The following is a 14,452-nucleotide window of genomic DNA, read 5'->3' as shown; positions in this document are numbered from 1 at the left end:
CGATGTGGTGCCTTCGCGCCGCGCCGCGATGCTGGGCGCATTGGGCTTTTCGTTGCTGAACCCCCACTTCTGGCTGGACATGGTGGTGGTCGGCTCGCTGGCGCACGGGTTCGACGACGCCCGCATGGCGTTTGCCGCCGGCGCCTTCACCGCCAGCCTGTTGTGGCTGGCCGTGCTGGGCATCGGCTCGCGCCTGTTCGCCCGCTTTTTCGCCAGCGCGTCGGCCTGGCGTGTCCTGGACGGCATCATCGCCGTGGTCATGGCGGCACTGGCGGTCAGCCTGGCGATCAAGGGCGTCTAAGCCCGCCCGGCCTTTTCCCGGGCAAGGCGGCGCAACCGGAGCGCGCGCCGCCATCACTTTTATAATGCCCCGTTGCCACTTTTTCGTCGGGCGCACGGCCGGCCCGCCAGACGATCATGCGCGGACCCTCCCCCTCTAAAGATGTGCGCCTGCCCCCGCTGGCCGCCATCCAGGCGTTCGAAGCCGCGGCCCGGCTGGGCTCGTTCGAGCGCGCCAGCGAAGAACTCTTCGTCACCGCCAGCGCCATCGGCAAGCGGATCGCCGCGCTGGAAGCGTTGCTGGACGTCTCGCTCTTCATCCGCAGCAGCCGCGGCACCACCCTCAGCGCAGCCGGACGCGACTACCTCAACCAGGTGCGCACCGCGCTGGACCTGCTGTCCGACGCCTCGCTGCACAAGCGCGGCGAACCCAAGCCCGAACCGTTGCGCGTCGTCTCCACGCCCACGTTCGCCCGCCAGGTGTTGATTCCCTATCTGCCCGGGTTCACGGCGGCGCATCCCGACGTGGAACTGGAAATCATGCTGTCGATTCCCTACCTGGACATCATGCCGCCCAACGCGGACGTCTGGATACGGTTCGGCAGCGGCAAGTATCCCGGCCTGCAGGCGCGGCAACTCACGGCCGACCCGGTGTTTGCCGTGTGCTCGCCGTCGTACCTGGCCAAGCATGGTCCGTTCCATCATCCCGCCGACCTGGGCCCCGCCGGCCTGCTGCGGTGCCCGATGGAGCCCTGGCGTCCGTGGCTGGACGCCGCCGGACTGGACTGGCCCGAGCCCTCGCGCGGTGTCTGGCTGGTGGATCTGGGCATGATGCTGGCCGCCGCGCGCGCCGGCCAGGGCCTGGCGCTGACCCGCCGCACCCTAGCCGCCGAATGGCTGGACGAAGGCAAACTGGTGCGCGTGCTGGACATCGAGATCCCTGGCGAATCCCAGTACTACCTGTGCACCGAAAGCGCGCGCCCCCCGGGCCGTGCGGTCCAAGCGTTTTCCCTATGGCTGGAAGACGTGTGCAAACAGGCATCCCAATGGCCACGCGGCCTGCCGGCCGGTCAGGAATAAATTTCCAGTGATGGGCGGAACGAATTTCCGCACGCTTGGGCGCCACGCTGGCTAGCATGCGGCGAACGTGGCCGGCCCGGCGCGGCATCGCAACGCCTGGCCGCGCCCCGTGCGCCTGTACTAGGTATTTACGCGCAAAGCGCCCACCGGGTCAGATTCGCGTAAGCGATTAAGCAGACAGTCACAACACGCAAGACAGGAGAGCGCCGCAGCAATCGATTCCCGCCGCCTGGCGCCGGCACACGGTTTTCCACGCAGTTCATCTAATTACAACGGAGACATCCATGGATTTTCGTTTGAAGCTGCTCGCAGGAACCCTTGCATTTGCCGCATCGGCCGCCTCTTACGCCGCCGACCCGATCAAGATCGGCGTGGCCGGCCCCTACACCGGCGGTTCCTCATCCATGGGCGTGAGCATGCGTGATGGCGTGCGGCTTGCCATTGAAGAAATCAACAAGAATGGCGGCGTGCTCGGACGCCAGCTGGTGGCCGTCGAACGCGACGACGAAGCCAAGAACGAACGCGGCGTGCAGATCGCCCAGGAATTGATCAACAAAGAACAGGTAGCGGCCACGGTCGGCTACATCAATACGGGCGTGGCGCTGGCCTCGCAGCGCTTCTACCAGGAAGCCAAAATCCCGGTCTTCAACAACGTGGCCACCGGCAGCGTGATCACGCACCAGTTCAAGGCCCCGGAATTCCCCGACAACTACGTGTTCCGCAACGCGGCGCACGACAGCATCCAGGCCCCGATGATCGTGGAAGAAGCGATCACCCGCCGCGGCTACAAGAAAGTGGCGATTCTGGCCGACTCCACCAACTACGGCCAGTTGGGCCGCGAAGACCTGGAAAAGGCCCTGAGCGCCAAGGGCATCAAGGCCGTCGCCGTCGAGAAATTCAACATCAAGGACGTCGACATGACGGCCCAGCTGTTGAAGGCCAAGGCCGCTGGCGCCGAGGCCGTGCTGACCTACGGCATCGGCCCGGAACTGGCCCAGGTCGCCAACGGCATGACCAAGCTGGGCTGGAAGGTGCCGATCATTGGCAGCTGGACCCTGTCGATGGCCAACTACATCGACAACTCGGGCACGAACGGCGAAGGCGCGCGCATGCCGCAGACCTTCATCCAGGACCCGGACACCCCCAAGCGCAAGGCCTTCATCGACGCCTACCTGGCCAAGTTCAAGCCCAAGAACAACCGCATCGATTCACCGGTGTCGGCGGCCCAGGGCTACGACTCGATCTTCCTGTTGGCCGCGGCCATCAAGCAGGCCAACTCCACCGACGGCCCGAAGGTCCGCGAGGCGCTTGAAAACCTGCAGACGCCAGTGGAAGGCGTGGTGATGACCTACAACAAGCCGTTCACCCACGACAACCACGACGCCATCACCGCGAAGGAAGTGGTCATCGGCGAGGTCAAGGCCGGGCGCGTCGTCAAGGCCAACTGATCGGCCCGCTCCCGAATCGGCCGCGGCGCTTCCCCACCGGGGGCGCCGCGGCGGACCGGCAATGCCGCTTTCGCGGCCGCTTCGATCATGCCCTTTCCCGCTTCATGTGATGCAGGTGGCGCGCAGCGCCTTGGACAACTGAACACCGCGTTCCGCGGGCGTTGCCTGGAATGGAACGCCGGCGTTATGAAAACACACCCATGATTCTTCTACAGCTTATCTATAGCGGTATCGCGCTAGGCATGATCTATGCCGTCATTGCGTTCGGATACCAGCTCACATTCGCCACCTCGGGCACACTGAACTTCGGTCAGGGCGAAGCCCTGATGCTGGGCGCGCTCGTCGGCCTTACGCTGGTCGGCCTGGGCGTGAACTACTGGGTCATGATCCCCATCGTCTGCGTCTTCGGCTTCGCACAGGGCGCCCTGGTCGAACGCGTGGGCGTCAGGCCCGCCATCAAGGCGCGGTCGGAATTCGGCTGGATCATGGCCACCATCGCGCTGGGCATCATCTTCAAGAACGTGGCCGAGAACATCTGGGGCCGCGACGACCTGCGCTTCCCCTCGCCGCTGCCGGAAGCGCCCATTCAGGTGCTGGGCGCCAACGTCCTGCCCATGGAGCTGCTGGTGGTGTTCGGCGCCCTGGCGATGATGCTGCTGGTGGAAATCTTCAACCGCAAGTCCATCTACGGCAAGGCCTTCGTCGCCACCTCCAACGACCGCGACGCCGCCGGCCTGATGGGCATCAATACAAGCATGGTCATCACGTTTTCCTACGCGCTGTCTTCGTTGACGGCCGCGTTTGCCGGCGTGCTGGTCGCGCCCCTGACGCTTACCGGCGCCACCATGGGCGCGGTGCTGGGCCTCAAAGCCTTCGCCGTCGCGATCATCGGCGGCTTGTCCAGCGGGATGGGCGTGGTAGTGGGCGGGCTGATCCTGGGGATCGCCGAGACGACCACTGGTTTCTATCTTTCGACGGGGTACAAAGACGTGCCGGGATTGGTGTTGCTGCTGCTCGTACTGACCTTCAAGCCCGCCGGCCTGTTCGGCAAGACCGCGATCAAGAAGGTGTAAGCGATGAAACCCTTGCACCTCCTGCTATCCGTCGTGGCGGTGGCCTGCCTGGCCGCCGTGCCGCTGGGCGTGACCAACACGTACTATCTGCACCTCATCGAAACCATCATGATCTACTCGATCCTGCTGTTCGGGCTCGATATCGTGGTGGGCTATACCGGCCAGGTCTCCCTGGGCCACGCCGGCCTGTTCGGCATCGGCTCGTATGTGGCCGGCGTGCTGTTCTTCCACCTGCAGATGCCCATCTGGGTGATCCTGCCCGCCGCCATCCTGATCGCGGCGGCCTTCGGTGCGGTGCTGGCGCTGCCGGCGCTGCGGGTCACGGGGCCGTATCTGGCCATGGTGACGCTGGCCTTCGGCACCATCATCCAGATCCTGATCAACGAGATGACCTTCCTCACCGAAGGGCCCCTGGGCATCAAGATCTCCAAGCCGGCCATCGCCGGACACGTGCTGACCAAGGCCGAATACTTCTGGCTGGTCGCCGCGTTGCTGGTGCTGTCGCTGATCGTGGTGCACCGCATCCTCAAGTCGCACCTGGGCCGCTCGTTCGAGGCCCTGCGCGACAGCCCGATCGCGTCGGACTGCATGGGCGTGTCGGTCTACCGGCACAAGGTGTTCGCCTTCGTGATCAGCGCTGGTTTCGCGGGACTGGCCGGCGCGCTGTACTCGTACTCGGAACAGTACATTTCGCCCAATACCTACAACTTCGAACTGACCATTCTGTTCCTGCTGGCCATCATCATGGGCGGCCGCAAAAGCCGCACGGGCGCGCTGCTGGGCGCCTCCATCATCGTACTGCTGCCCAAGATGCTGGACGACATCTCGACCTTCAGGCTGATCGCGCTGGCCGTGGCGGTCCTGGTGACCGTGGGCAGTGCGATAGCGATCTCCAAGGGCCGCACCGAACCGCGCCGTGTGGCCGTGCCGGTCGTAGGCACCATCCTGCTGGCAGTGTTCTCGTACTGGCTGGAAGCGGTGACCGACTGGCGCCTGACGATCTTCGGCGCCATGATCCTGTTCGTCGTCTACTACCTGCCCGACGGCATCGTCGGCTTCGTGCGCAACCTGTTCTTCTCCAACCGCCGCGCCGCGCTCTCGGTCAAATCGGACCTGGTCAAGGAACAGGAAGCCGTGCCCGATGCGGCCAAGGGCAAGGGCGACACGCTGCTGGCGGCCAAGGGCGTGCTGATGCAGTTCGGCGGCCTGAAGGCGCTGAACCAGGTCGATCTGACCGTCAAGCGCGGCACCATCCATGGCCTGATCGGCCCCAACGGTTCCGGCAAGAGCACCATGATGAACGTGCTGACGGGCATTTACGTGCCTACCGCCGGCGCGGTGGAATTCTCGGGCAAGTCGCTGGTCGGCATGACTCCGGCGGACATCGCCGAAACCGGCATCGCGCGCACCTTCCAGAACGTGCAGCTGTTCGGCGAAATGACGGCGCTGGAGAACGTCCTGGTCGGCCTGCACCACACCTTCACCACGGGCCTGGCCGGCATCGCGCTGCGCACCTCCAAATGGAAGGGCGAGGAACAGGGCGCCCGCGCCCGCGCCATGGCGCTGCTGGAATTCGTGGGCCTGGAATCCCTGGCCAGCGAAGAAGCGCGCAACCTGCCCTACGGCAAGCAGCGCCTGCTCGAAATCGCCCGCGCCCTGGCCCTGGACCCGCAACTGCTGCTGCTGGACGAACCCGCGGCCGGCCTGACCGCGCCCGACATCGTCGAGCTGCTGGCCATCATCCGCAAGGTGCGCGACCACGGCATTACGCTGATCCTCATCGAACACCACATGGACGTGGTGATGGGGGTGTGCGACACCGTGTCGGTGCTGGACTTCGGCCAGAAGATCGCCGAGGGCCTGCCCAACGAAGTGCAAAGCAACGCCAAGGTCATCGAGGCGTATCTGGGCGGCGCGCCTGCCTGACGCCAAGGGGACAACAAGATGCTATCGATCAAGAATCTGGAAGCGGGCTACGGCAAGGTGAAGGTGCTGCACGGCATCAGCATGGAGGTGCCGAAGGCCAAGGTGGTGACGCTGATCGGCTCCAATGGCGCCGGCAAGACCACCACGATGCGGGCGCTCTCGGGCATGATCCGTCCGACCGCGGGCGAGGTCACGCTGAGCGGCAAGCGCATCGACGGCCTGGAGTCCCACCGCATCGCGCGGCTGGGGCTGGCGCACTCGCCCGAAGGCCGGCGGGTGTTCCCGACGCTGTCGGTCACCGACAACCTGCTGCTGGGCGCTTTCCCGCGCCTGACGGGCAGCCGTCCCAAGGGCGACGTGCAATCCGACCTGGGCCGCGCCATGGATCTGTTTCCGCGCTTGAAGGAACGGCGCGATCAGTTGGCGGGGACGTTGTCGGGCGGCGAGCAGCAGATGCTGGCCATGGCGCGGGCCGTCATGCTGAATCCCGAACTGGTACTGCTGGATGAGCCTTCGATGGGTTTGGCGCCGATCCTGGTGGAAGAGGTTTTCCGGATCATTGCGCGGCTCAAGGATGAAGGGGTAACGATGCTGCTGGTGGAGCAGTTTGCTGCGGCGGCGTTGAATGTGGCGGATTATGGGTATGTGTTGGAGAACGGGCGGATCTCTGTGCATGGGAGTGCGGATAAGTTGAAGCATGATCCGGCGGTTGTGGCGGCTTATCTTGGCGGGTCGCATTAAGGGCTGGCGGCGTTGAGTTCTTAAGACGCCTGCCGCGTCGGGGACTCGCGCTGCGCGGGGCAACGATTGCGGCCCGGAGCCTTCGCTCCGGGCTTCCCCTTCGTCATCCTCGTCACCGCCTGCGGCGGTTCCTACGGATTCCCTCGGGCTTATCGACGCCCCGCGCAGCGCGAGTCCCCGACGCGGCAGGCTGCGTTATCTGAATTTTCACGGGCGCTGGGGCGAGCGGTGTGCTTGGCGTTTTTTTCCGCATCGGGGTGTGGTGGCGGGTCTTGCGGGGCCCGCCCCAGGCCGGCCGCGCGGGCGGCCTTTTGGGGCTTACGCGGTGTCTTGCGTCGGGTGATGGCGCTGCGCGCAGTGGCTGCGGCATCACGTCGATTCAGCTCAGCTCTGCCTAACATCTGCAATTCAACTCCGGTGCCGGATGGGCGGCGCGCGAGACGCTCTGCGTGCGCAAGCCATTGCCCAACGCGCGCCGCCCATCACCGCCCCCCCCCCTGGACGGCGATGCCATCAGAAAACAACTGTCCACATGCGCGACAGCGAGCACGATCGAGATTTCAAAAACCACGTATGTTATTTCCGGCCGCCCGCGCGGCCGGAAATAACGGGCAGCACAAGACTCGCCACTGACCACAGCTCTAGCGGCGCAGCGAGCCAAGACGCACGTAGCCCGGCGTCGCGTGCGGCGTGGCGGCTCGCAACCTCGATGCGCCCGACGGAATCCGAAGGCAGCCGCCGCAGGCGGCAACGAGGATGAGGACGGGGAAGTCCGGAGCGAACGCTCCGGACCGCAATCGTGGGCGCGAGCCGCCACGCCGCACGCGACGACGGGCGGCCTACGAACAAGGCCGCCCGCCACTAGAACATCAACCAACCATCAACGATCAGACAATCGTCAACGTCACGTCAATATTCCCACGCGTAGCATTCGAATAAGGGCAAACGATATGCGCCGCAGCCACCAGCTTCTCCGCCTCGGCCCGCTCCATCCCCGGCAACGAAATCTTCAATTCGACTTCGATCCCGAACCCCGTAGGAATAGGACCGATGCCAACAGCGCCGTCGATCGTCGCGTTGGACGGCATGGCGATCTTGTCGCGGCCGGCGACGAATTTCATGGCGCCCATGAAGCATGCCGAATAGCCCACTGCGAACAGCTGTTCCGGATTGGTGCCCGCCGCGCCCGCGCCGCCCAGTTCCTTCGGCGTGGTCAGTTTGACGTTCAGGTTGCCGTCGTCCGTGGCGCCCGTGCCTTCACGGCCGCCGGTAACGTGCGCATGAGCGCGGTAGAGCACTTTTTCGATAGACATGATGCGTTTCCTTTTATGGAAATGGAGGTTGGACTGCCAGGCACCGGCGGGTACACCCCACCATGGCCCTTACTAATTAAATAGTGCAATATTAAATAGTGCACTATTTATTTAACCTAACGATAGCGGGCATTGCCCGCCACTTCAAAGACTTGCGGTCAGCTTCCGCCGCAGCGCATGCAGCGTTTTCATCATACCTTGCGCCTCTTCCAGCGAACACTGCGCGGCGTCCGCGATCGAATGCGGCACCGCTTCCGCCTGCGCGCGCAGCTCGCGGCCCTGGCGGGTCAGCCCGACGATCACCTGGCGCTCGTCTTCCACCGCGCGCTGGCGCGTCACCAGGCCCGCCGCTTCCAGCCGCTTGAGCAACGGCGTCAACGTCGCGGAATCCAGGAACAGGCGCTCGCCGATATCCGTCACCGTAATTTCATCGCCCTCCCAAAGCACCAGCATCACCAGGTACTGCGGATAGGTCAGGTCCAACCCGCGCAGCAACTTCCGATACGCCTTGTTCATCGCCAGCGAGGTCGCGTACAGGGCGAAACACAACTGGTTGTCCAGCAGCAACGGGTTGAATGCCGCTTTGGGTTTGGATCGGGATTTCATTGTGCAATATTAAATAGCGCGCTATTTATCGTCAAGCTTTTTTTTCGTCCAACGGCCGACACCCTAGGCCGGCTCGCCTTCGACCACGTCGCGGTCCGATCCGTATTGCTTCAGGCCGTCCAGATCCAGCACCCGAACCGCGCCGTACTCCACATTGAGCAAGCCCGCCTCTTCCAGCTTGCGCAGCGCCTGGTTGGCGCGCTGGCGCGACACCCGGGCCAGATAGCCTACCTCTTCCTGCGTAATCGTCAGGCGCATCCCCATGCCGGGGTACAGCAAAGGGTTGAAGAGCTCGGCCAGGCATCGGGCCACGCGCGCGTCGGGATCCAGCAGGCGGTCGTACTCCGCCTTGCCGATGAACTGCGCCACGCGCTCGTTCAATTGGTGGAGCAGATAGCGATTGAACGGGATGCTGCTGTCCAGCAGCCAGTCGAAGGTGGGGGCAGGCAGACGCGCCACCACCGAATCCCGCAGCGCAACGATGTCGTACTTGCGGATCTCGCGCTTGAGCAGCGAGCCTTCGCCTATCCAGCCGCCGGCAGGCACGCCGGTCAGCGATGCCACCTTGCCTTCGGCGTTGCCCACCGAAACCTTGACCAGTCCCGCCAGCACGCCTATCCAAGCCTGGGCGAGTTCACCTTTGCGCTCTATGATCGACCCGGCAACCACCTGCTGCACGGTCAGGTCCCGCTCGACGCGCTCTTGTTGGTCGCGGCTGAGCACGCGAAACCAGGCGGCGGCGAGTTGCAGGGAGTCGGCTAGCTGCATCGGGAATACCCTAAAAGTTCCTTGAATGTCGCGATGGTGACAGTTGGTAGCAACCCAACCTTATACCTTAACTCCTGCCGTAAATCTAAAACCAACTGGTCAAGCGCTTCATTGCCACTGCCGCTCACGCGGACTCCTGGCCCGATGCGCCCAAACCGGAGGAGACATCGTGGCACATACACCGCCCGCATCTGCACAGATGCCGGCTGCGCTGGATACCTTTCCGGCGCTGCTGTTCACGCATGCCAGCGTTCGCGGGTCGCGGCCCGCCATACGCGAAAAAGATCTGGGGATCTGGCAAACCCTTACGTGGTCCGAAGTGGCGGAGCATGTCCGGCACGTCGCGCATGGCTTGGCCGCGCTGGGCATCAGGCCCGGCATGCACGTGGCCGTCATCGGCGAGAACCGTCCGCGCCTGTACATGGCCATGATGGCCGCGCAGTCGCTGGGCGCGATCCCCGTGCCGCTCTATCAGGACGCCGTCGCGCAGGAAATGGTCTACGTGCTGCAGGACGCCGAGATCAGCGTGGCCATCGTCGAAGACCAGGAACAGGTCGACAAGATGCTCGAAGTCCGCGAGCAATGCCCTGCCTTGCAACACGTGGTCTACGACGATCCGCGTGGTCTGCGACACTACGCCGACCCGATGCTGCGCTCGTATGAACAACTGGAGGAGCTGGGCCGCGAGTACGCCGCGCAGCATCCTGGCTTCTTCGACCAGGCCGTCGCCGCCGTGCAGCCGCATGATCCGGCCGCCATGTTCTATACCTCGGGCACCACCGGCAAGCCCAAGGGCGTGGTGCTCACGCACCATGCGCTGATCGACCGCGCGCGCGCCGTGTCCGAGATGGAAAAGCTGACCGACCAGGAAGACGTGCTGGCCTACCTGCCGCCCGCCTGGATCGGCCAGAACATGTTCTCGTACACGCAGCTGCTGGTCACCGGTTTCACCGTGAACCATCCCGAATCGCCCGACACCGTCTCGATCGACATGCGCGACATCGGGCCGACCTATTACTTCGCGCCGCCGCGCGTGCTGGAAGGCCTGCTGACGCATGTGATGATCCGCATGGAAGACGCGGGCCTGATCAAGCGCAAGCTGTTCGCGGCCTGCATGAAGCTTGCGCGGCGCGTGGGCACCCGGATCCTGGATGGCGAACAGGTCAACGCCTGGGACCGCATGCGCTACGCGCTGGGCAATATGATGATCTACGGCCCCCTGCGCAACGCGCTGGGCATGAGCCGGGTGCGCGTGGCCTACACCGCAGGCGAGGCCATCGGCCCCGACTTGTTCGTGTTCTACCGCTCCATCGGCATCAACCTCAAGCAGCTCTATGGTTCCACCGAAACCTCGGTCTTCGTCTGCGTCCAGCCCGACGGCAAGGTGCGCGACGACACCGTGGGCCCGCCGGTCGAAGGCGTGGAGATCCGCGTGGCCGACAACGGGGAGATCCTGGTCAAGAGCCCTGGGCTCTTCAAGGAGTACTACCGCAACCCCGAGGCGACCGCCGAAGCGCGCAGCGCCGATGGCTGGTTCCACACGGGCGATGCGGGCTATCTCGATACCGATGGCCAGCTGAAGATCATCGATCGCGCCAAGGACGTGGGCAAGCTCGCCAACGGCAGCCTGTTCGCGCCCAAGTACATCGAGAACAAGCTCAAGTTCTTCCAGCACATCAAGGAAGCGGTGGCCTTCGGCGCCAACCGCGAAGACGTGTGCGCCTTCATCAACATCGACCTGGAAGCCGTGGGCAACTGGGCCGAGCGTCGCGGCATGCCCTATGCCGGCTACACCGACCTGGCGTCCAAGGACGAGGTCTACCAGTTGATCGCCGAGTGCGTGGAGCAGGTCAACGCCGACCTGGCCACCGATCCCAAGCTGTCGGCCTCGCAGATCAGCCGCTTCCTCATCCTGCACAAGGAACTGGATCCGGACGACGACGAGCTGACCCGCACGCGCAAGGTGCGCCGCGCCTTTATCGCGCAGAAGTATGGCGTGCTGATCGACGCGCTGTTCGGCGGCAAGCAGTCGCAGTTCATCGAAACCGAAGTGAAATTCGAAGACGGACGCACCGGCAAGATCTCGGCGGACCTGAAGATCCGCCCCGTCAAGACGTTTCCCGCCATCACTGCCAAGGCCGCGTAGAGATCATGAGCAACAACGACCGCGACCAGCGCATTGGCGACGTCATGCTGGACATGCAGAACATCTCGCTGTCCTTTGGCGGCGTGAAGGCGCTGACGGACATTTCCTTCAATGTGCGCGAACACGAGATCCGCGCCATCATCGGCCCCAACGGCGCCGGCAAGAGCTCGATGCTCAACGTCATCAACGGCGTCTACACGCCGCAGCAAGGCGGCATCGAGTTCCGCGGCGAACGCTTCTCGCGCATGAATCCGCGCCGCGCCGCCGAAATGGGCATCGCCCGCACCTTCCAGAACCTGGCGCTGTTCAAGGGCATGAGCGTGCTGGACAACATCATGACGGGCCGCAACCTGCGCATGAAGTGCGGATTGCTGGCGCAGGCGTTTCGCCTGGGACCGGCCGAGCGCGAAGAGATCAAGCACCGCGAGTTCGTCGAGAACATCGTCGACTTCCTGGAAATCCAGGCCTACCGCAAGACGCCCGTGGGCCGCCTGCCCTACGGCCTGCAAAAGCGTGTGGACCTGGGCCGCGCGCTGGCGATGGAGCCGCGCCTGCTGTTGCTCGACGAGCCCATGGCCGGCATGAACATCGAAGAGAAGCAGGACATGAGCCGCTTCATCCTGGACGTGAACGACGAGTTCGGCACCACCATCGTGCTGATCGAGCACGACATGGGCGTGGTGATGGACATCTCGGATCGCGTCGTGGTGCTGGACTACGGCAAGAAGATCGGCGACGGCAAGCCGGACGAGGTCCGCGCAAACGAAGACGTCATCCGCGCCTACCTCGGCGTGTCGCACTAAGGCGGACAGACATGGGATTTTTTCTAGAGACCTTATTCGGCGGCCTGATGAGCGGCATGCTGTATGCGCTGATCGGCCTGGGCTTCGTGCTGATCTTCAAGGCGTCGGGCGTCTTCAACTTCGCGCAGGGCGCGATGGTGCTGGTGGCGGCGCTGTCCATGGCGCGCTTCTCGGAATGGCTGCCGCGCTGGTTCGGCTTCGACAACATGATCCTGGCCAACGTGCTGGCCTTCATCGTCAGCGCCATCGTCATGTTCCTGCTGGCGGTCGCCATCGAACGCTTCGTGCTGCGCCACCTGGTCAACCAGGAAGCCACCACCCTGCTGATGGCAACGCTGGGCATCAGCTACTTCCTCGACGGCCTGGGCCAGATCACGTTCGGCAGTTCGGTGTATTCCATCAACGTCGGCATGCCCAAGGATCCGCTGATGATCCTGGATTCGGTCTTCGAGGGCGGCTTGCTGATCAACCTGGAAGACCTGACAGCGGCGGTGATCGCCGCCCTGCTGGTGGCCGCGCTGGCGCTGTTCTTCCAGTACACCTCGACCGGCCGCGCCCTGCGCGCGGTGGCCGACGACCACCAGGCCGCGCAGTCCATCGGCATTCCGCTGAACCGCATCTGGGTGATCGTCTGGAGCGTGGCAGGGCTGGTGGCCCTGGTGGCGGGGATCATCTGGGGCTCGAAGTTCGGCGTGCAGTTCACGCTGTCCACCGCGGCGCTGCGGGCGCTGCCGGTGGTGATCCTGGGCGGCCTGACCTCGGTGCCGGGCGCCATCCTGGGCGGCCTGATCATCGGCGTGGGCGAAAAGCTGTCCGAGGTCTATCTGGGGTCGCTGGTAGGCGGCGGTATCGAAATCTGGTTCGCCTATGTGCTGGCGCTGGTGTTCCTGCTGTTCCGTCCGCAAGGGCTGTTCGGCGAGAAGATCATCGACCGCGTCTGAGCCCACAGGCCCTCTAGGATAAAAAAATGTTCTATCGCGAAAACGGCCAATTCAAGACCAGCTATCGCGCTGACCAGCAGATCTTTCCGATCCGCCAGGACCGCATCTTCATCTGGCTGCTGCTGGCGGTGGCCTTCGTCGCCATCCCGGCCATGGCCAGCGACTACCTGCTGCGCGCCATCCTGATCCCGTTCCTGATCCTGGCGCTGGCCGCCGTGGGCCTGAACATCCTGGTGGGCTATTGCGGCCAGATCTCGCTGGGCACCGGCGCCTTCATGGCGGTGGGCGCCTACGCGGCCTGGAACTTCGGCGTGCGCTTTCCCGGCATGCCGCTGATCATCCAGATCCTGCTGGGCGGCTTCTTCGCCACCATCGTGGGCGTGATCTTCGGCATACCCAGCCTGCGCATCCGCGGCCTGTACCTGGCAGTGGCGACGCTGGCCGCGCAGTTCTTCGTCGATTGGGCATTCCTGCGCATCCCCTTCTTCACCAACTACTCGTCGTCCGGCAACGTCTCGGTGCCGCCGCTGACGGCCTTCGGCCTGCCGGTGCAGAGCGCGCTGGAAAAGTACCTGTTCGTGCTGATCCTGGTGGTGGTGTTCAGCCTGCTGGCCAAGAATCTGGTGCGCGGCGCCATCGGCCGCCAGTGGATGGCGATCCGGGACATGGACGTGGCGGCCTCGGTCATCGGCATCCGCCCCATGTACGCCAAGCTCACGGCCTTCGCGGTCAGCTCGTTCATCGTCGGTGTGGCCGGGGCCTTGTGGGGCTACATCCACCTGGGTTCCTGGGAGCCGTTGGCGTTCGACCTGACGCGTTCGTTCCAGCTGCTGTTCATGGTGATCATCGGCGGGCTGGGTTCGATCATCGGCAGCTTCTTCGGCGCGGCCTTCATCGTGCTGGTGCCGGTGGCGCTGTCCAATATTCCGCACATGCTGGGCATTCCGCTGTCGGTGGACACGGCGGCGCACATCGAACACATGGTGTTCGGCGCGCTGATCGTGTTCTTCCTGATCGCCGAACCCCATGGGCTGGCCAGGCTATGGAGCATCGGCAAGGAGAAGCTGCGCATCTGGCCCTTCCCCCACTGATTTCGCATTGATTTCCGCGGTCCGCAGCGGCACAAGCGCTCCGGACCCGCCCTGAATACCCGGCTCAAGACCGGGCCAATCCCGGTGTCCCAGGGTTTACTGACCCAAGCACCACGCAGGAGGTAAATGGAGATGAAGCGTCTTAACCTGAAGTTGGCGGCAGCTTTGATGGCCGCAGCCGGCGCCGCAGGCGCCGTGGCCACGCCGGCAATGGCGGCGGAAGAGCAGTTCGTTCCG

At 64.3% G+C, this 14,452-nt stretch carries 13 protein-coding genes; 10 read left to right on the top strand and 3 right to left on the bottom strand.

The window, feature by feature from the left end:
- From VIR09_RS18020 to VIR09_RS17995, 6 genes are all read left to right on the top strand, one after another.
- Window positions 1-301 (top strand): LysE/ArgO family amino acid transporter (locus tag VIR09_RS18020; protein ID WP_332014107.1); only part of this gene is annotated, 301 nt, incomplete at its 5' end.
- A 116-nt stretch (window positions 302-417) separates the two neighbouring features.
- A complete protein-coding gene (locus VIR09_RS18015) occupies window positions 418-1,359 on the top strand; it encodes a LysR substrate-binding domain-containing protein (protein ID WP_332014106.1) in 942 nt (313 codons plus the stop codon).
- A gap of 284 nt (window positions 1,360-1,643) precedes the next feature.
- Window positions 1,644-2,807 carry an ABC transporter substrate-binding protein gene (locus tag VIR09_RS18010; RefSeq protein WP_332014105.1) on the top strand — a complete coding sequence of 388 codons (1,164 nt, stop codon included), beginning with the start codon at window positions 1,644-1,646 and terminating at the stop codon, window positions 2,805-2,807.
- Between the two features lie 200 nt (window positions 2,808-3,007).
- Entirely contained in the window at window positions 3,008-3,880 is an 873-nt protein-coding gene (locus tag VIR09_RS18005) for a branched-chain amino acid ABC transporter permease (RefSeq protein WP_332014104.1), read from the top strand.
- 3 nt (window positions 3,881-3,883) lie between these two features.
- A complete protein-coding gene (locus tag VIR09_RS18000) occupies window positions 3,884-5,806 on the top strand; it encodes a branched-chain amino acid ABC transporter ATP-binding protein/permease (RefSeq protein WP_332014103.1) in 1,923 nt (640 codons plus the stop codon).
- Between the two features lie 18 nt (window positions 5,807-5,824).
- Window positions 5,825-6,547, top strand: a complete 723-nt coding sequence (locus tag VIR09_RS17995) for an ABC transporter ATP-binding protein (protein ID WP_013396767.1) — start codon at window positions 5,825-5,827, stop codon at window positions 6,545-6,547.
- 887 nt (window positions 6,548-7,434) lie between these two features.
- Here the strand turns inward: VIR09_RS17995 and VIR09_RS17990 are convergent.
- The 3 genes from VIR09_RS17990 to VIR09_RS17980 form a co-directional block, all read right to left on the bottom strand.
- Complete coding sequence (locus tag VIR09_RS17990) at window positions 7,435-7,860, bottom strand: organic hydroperoxide resistance protein (RefSeq protein ID WP_013396768.1); 426 nt, start codon at window positions 7,858-7,860, stop codon at window positions 7,435-7,437.
- 144 nt (window positions 7,861-8,004) lie between these two features.
- Entirely contained in the window at window positions 8,005-8,466 is a 462-nt protein-coding gene (locus tag VIR09_RS17985; protein ID WP_332014102.1) for a MarR family transcriptional regulator, read from the bottom strand.
- A 63-nt stretch (window positions 8,467-8,529) separates the two neighbouring features.
- The gene (locus tag VIR09_RS17980) at window positions 8,530-9,234 is read right to left on the bottom strand and encodes a Crp/Fnr family transcriptional regulator (RefSeq protein WP_332014101.1); all 705 of its coding nucleotides are present in this window, start codon (window positions 9,232-9,234) and stop codon (window positions 8,530-8,532) included.
- A gap of 169 nt (window positions 9,235-9,403) precedes the next feature.
- On the opposite strand from VIR09_RS17980, the gene VIR09_RS17975 reads away from it, so the two are divergent.
- From VIR09_RS17975 to VIR09_RS17960, 4 genes are read left to right on the top strand one after another with little or no spacing between them, the layout of a single operon-like run.
- On the top strand, window positions 9,404-11,380 hold the full coding sequence (locus VIR09_RS17975; protein ID WP_332014100.1) for an AMP-dependent synthetase/ligase: 1,977 nt from the start codon (window positions 9,404-9,406) through the stop codon (window positions 11,378-11,380).
- Window positions 11,381-11,385: 5 nt separating this feature from the next.
- Window positions 11,386-12,183, top strand: coding sequence for an ABC transporter ATP-binding protein (locus VIR09_RS17970; RefSeq protein WP_054456930.1), 798 nt, complete (start codon window positions 11,386-11,388; stop codon window positions 12,181-12,183).
- Between the two features lie 11 nt (window positions 12,184-12,194).
- Window positions 12,195-13,124 carry a branched-chain amino acid ABC transporter permease gene (locus VIR09_RS17965; RefSeq protein WP_013396773.1) on the top strand — a complete coding sequence of 310 codons (930 nt, stop codon included), beginning with the start codon at window positions 12,195-12,197 and terminating at the stop codon, window positions 13,122-13,124.
- A 26-nt stretch (window positions 13,125-13,150) separates the two neighbouring features.
- Window positions 13,151-14,215, top strand: a complete 1,065-nt coding sequence (locus VIR09_RS17960; RefSeq protein ID WP_332014099.1) for a branched-chain amino acid ABC transporter permease — start codon at window positions 13,151-13,153, stop codon at window positions 14,213-14,215.
- Window positions 14,216-14,452 lie beyond the last annotated feature (237 nt).

Source organism: Achromobacter sp. (assembly GCF_036567245.1).
Lineage (GTDB): Bacteria > Pseudomonadota > Gammaproteobacteria > Burkholderiales > Burkholderiaceae_B > Achromobacter.
The sequence above is the reverse complement of the archived record's forward strand: the minus strand, read 5'-3'. Positions and strand labels throughout refer to the sequence as shown.

What these genes read in the sequence shown, in the direction of transcription:
- VIR09_RS18015 (WP_332014106.1), top strand. Translation starts at nt 418, where the DNA reads ATGCGCGGACCCTCCCCCTCTAAAGATGTGCGCCTGCCCCCGCTGGCC.
- VIR09_RS18010 (WP_332014105.1), top strand. Translation starts at nt 1,644, where the DNA reads ATGGATTTTCGTTTGAAGCTGCTCGCAGGAACCCTTGCATTTGCCGCA.
- VIR09_RS18005 (WP_332014104.1), top strand. Translation starts at nt 3,008, where the DNA reads ATGATTCTTCTACAGCTTATCTATAGCGGTATCGCGCTAGGCATGATC.
- VIR09_RS18000 (WP_332014103.1), top strand. Translation starts at nt 3,884, where the DNA reads ATGAAACCCTTGCACCTCCTGCTATCCGTCGTGGCGGTGGCCTGCCTG.
- VIR09_RS17995 (WP_013396767.1), top strand. Translation starts at nt 5,825, where the DNA reads ATGCTATCGATCAAGAATCTGGAAGCGGGCTACGGCAAGGTGAAGGTG.
- VIR09_RS17990 (WP_013396768.1), bottom strand. Translation starts at nt 7,860, where the DNA reads ATGTCTATCGAAAAAGTGCTCTACCGCGCTCATGCGCACGTTACCGGC.
- VIR09_RS17985 (WP_332014102.1), bottom strand. Translation starts at nt 8,466, where the DNA reads ATGAAATCCCGATCCAAACCCAAAGCGGCATTCAACCCGTTGCTGCTG.
- VIR09_RS17980 (WP_332014101.1), bottom strand. Translation starts at nt 9,234, where the DNA reads ATGCAGCTAGCCGACTCCCTGCAACTCGCCGCCGCCTGGTTTCGCGTG.
- VIR09_RS17970 (WP_054456930.1), top strand. Translation starts at nt 11,386, where the DNA reads ATGAGCAACAACGACCGCGACCAGCGCATTGGCGACGTCATGCTGGAC.
- VIR09_RS17965 (WP_013396773.1), top strand. Translation starts at nt 12,195, where the DNA reads ATGGGATTTTTTCTAGAGACCTTATTCGGCGGCCTGATGAGCGGCATG.
- VIR09_RS17960 (WP_332014099.1), top strand. Translation starts at nt 13,151, where the DNA reads ATGTTCTATCGCGAAAACGGCCAATTCAAGACCAGCTATCGCGCTGAC.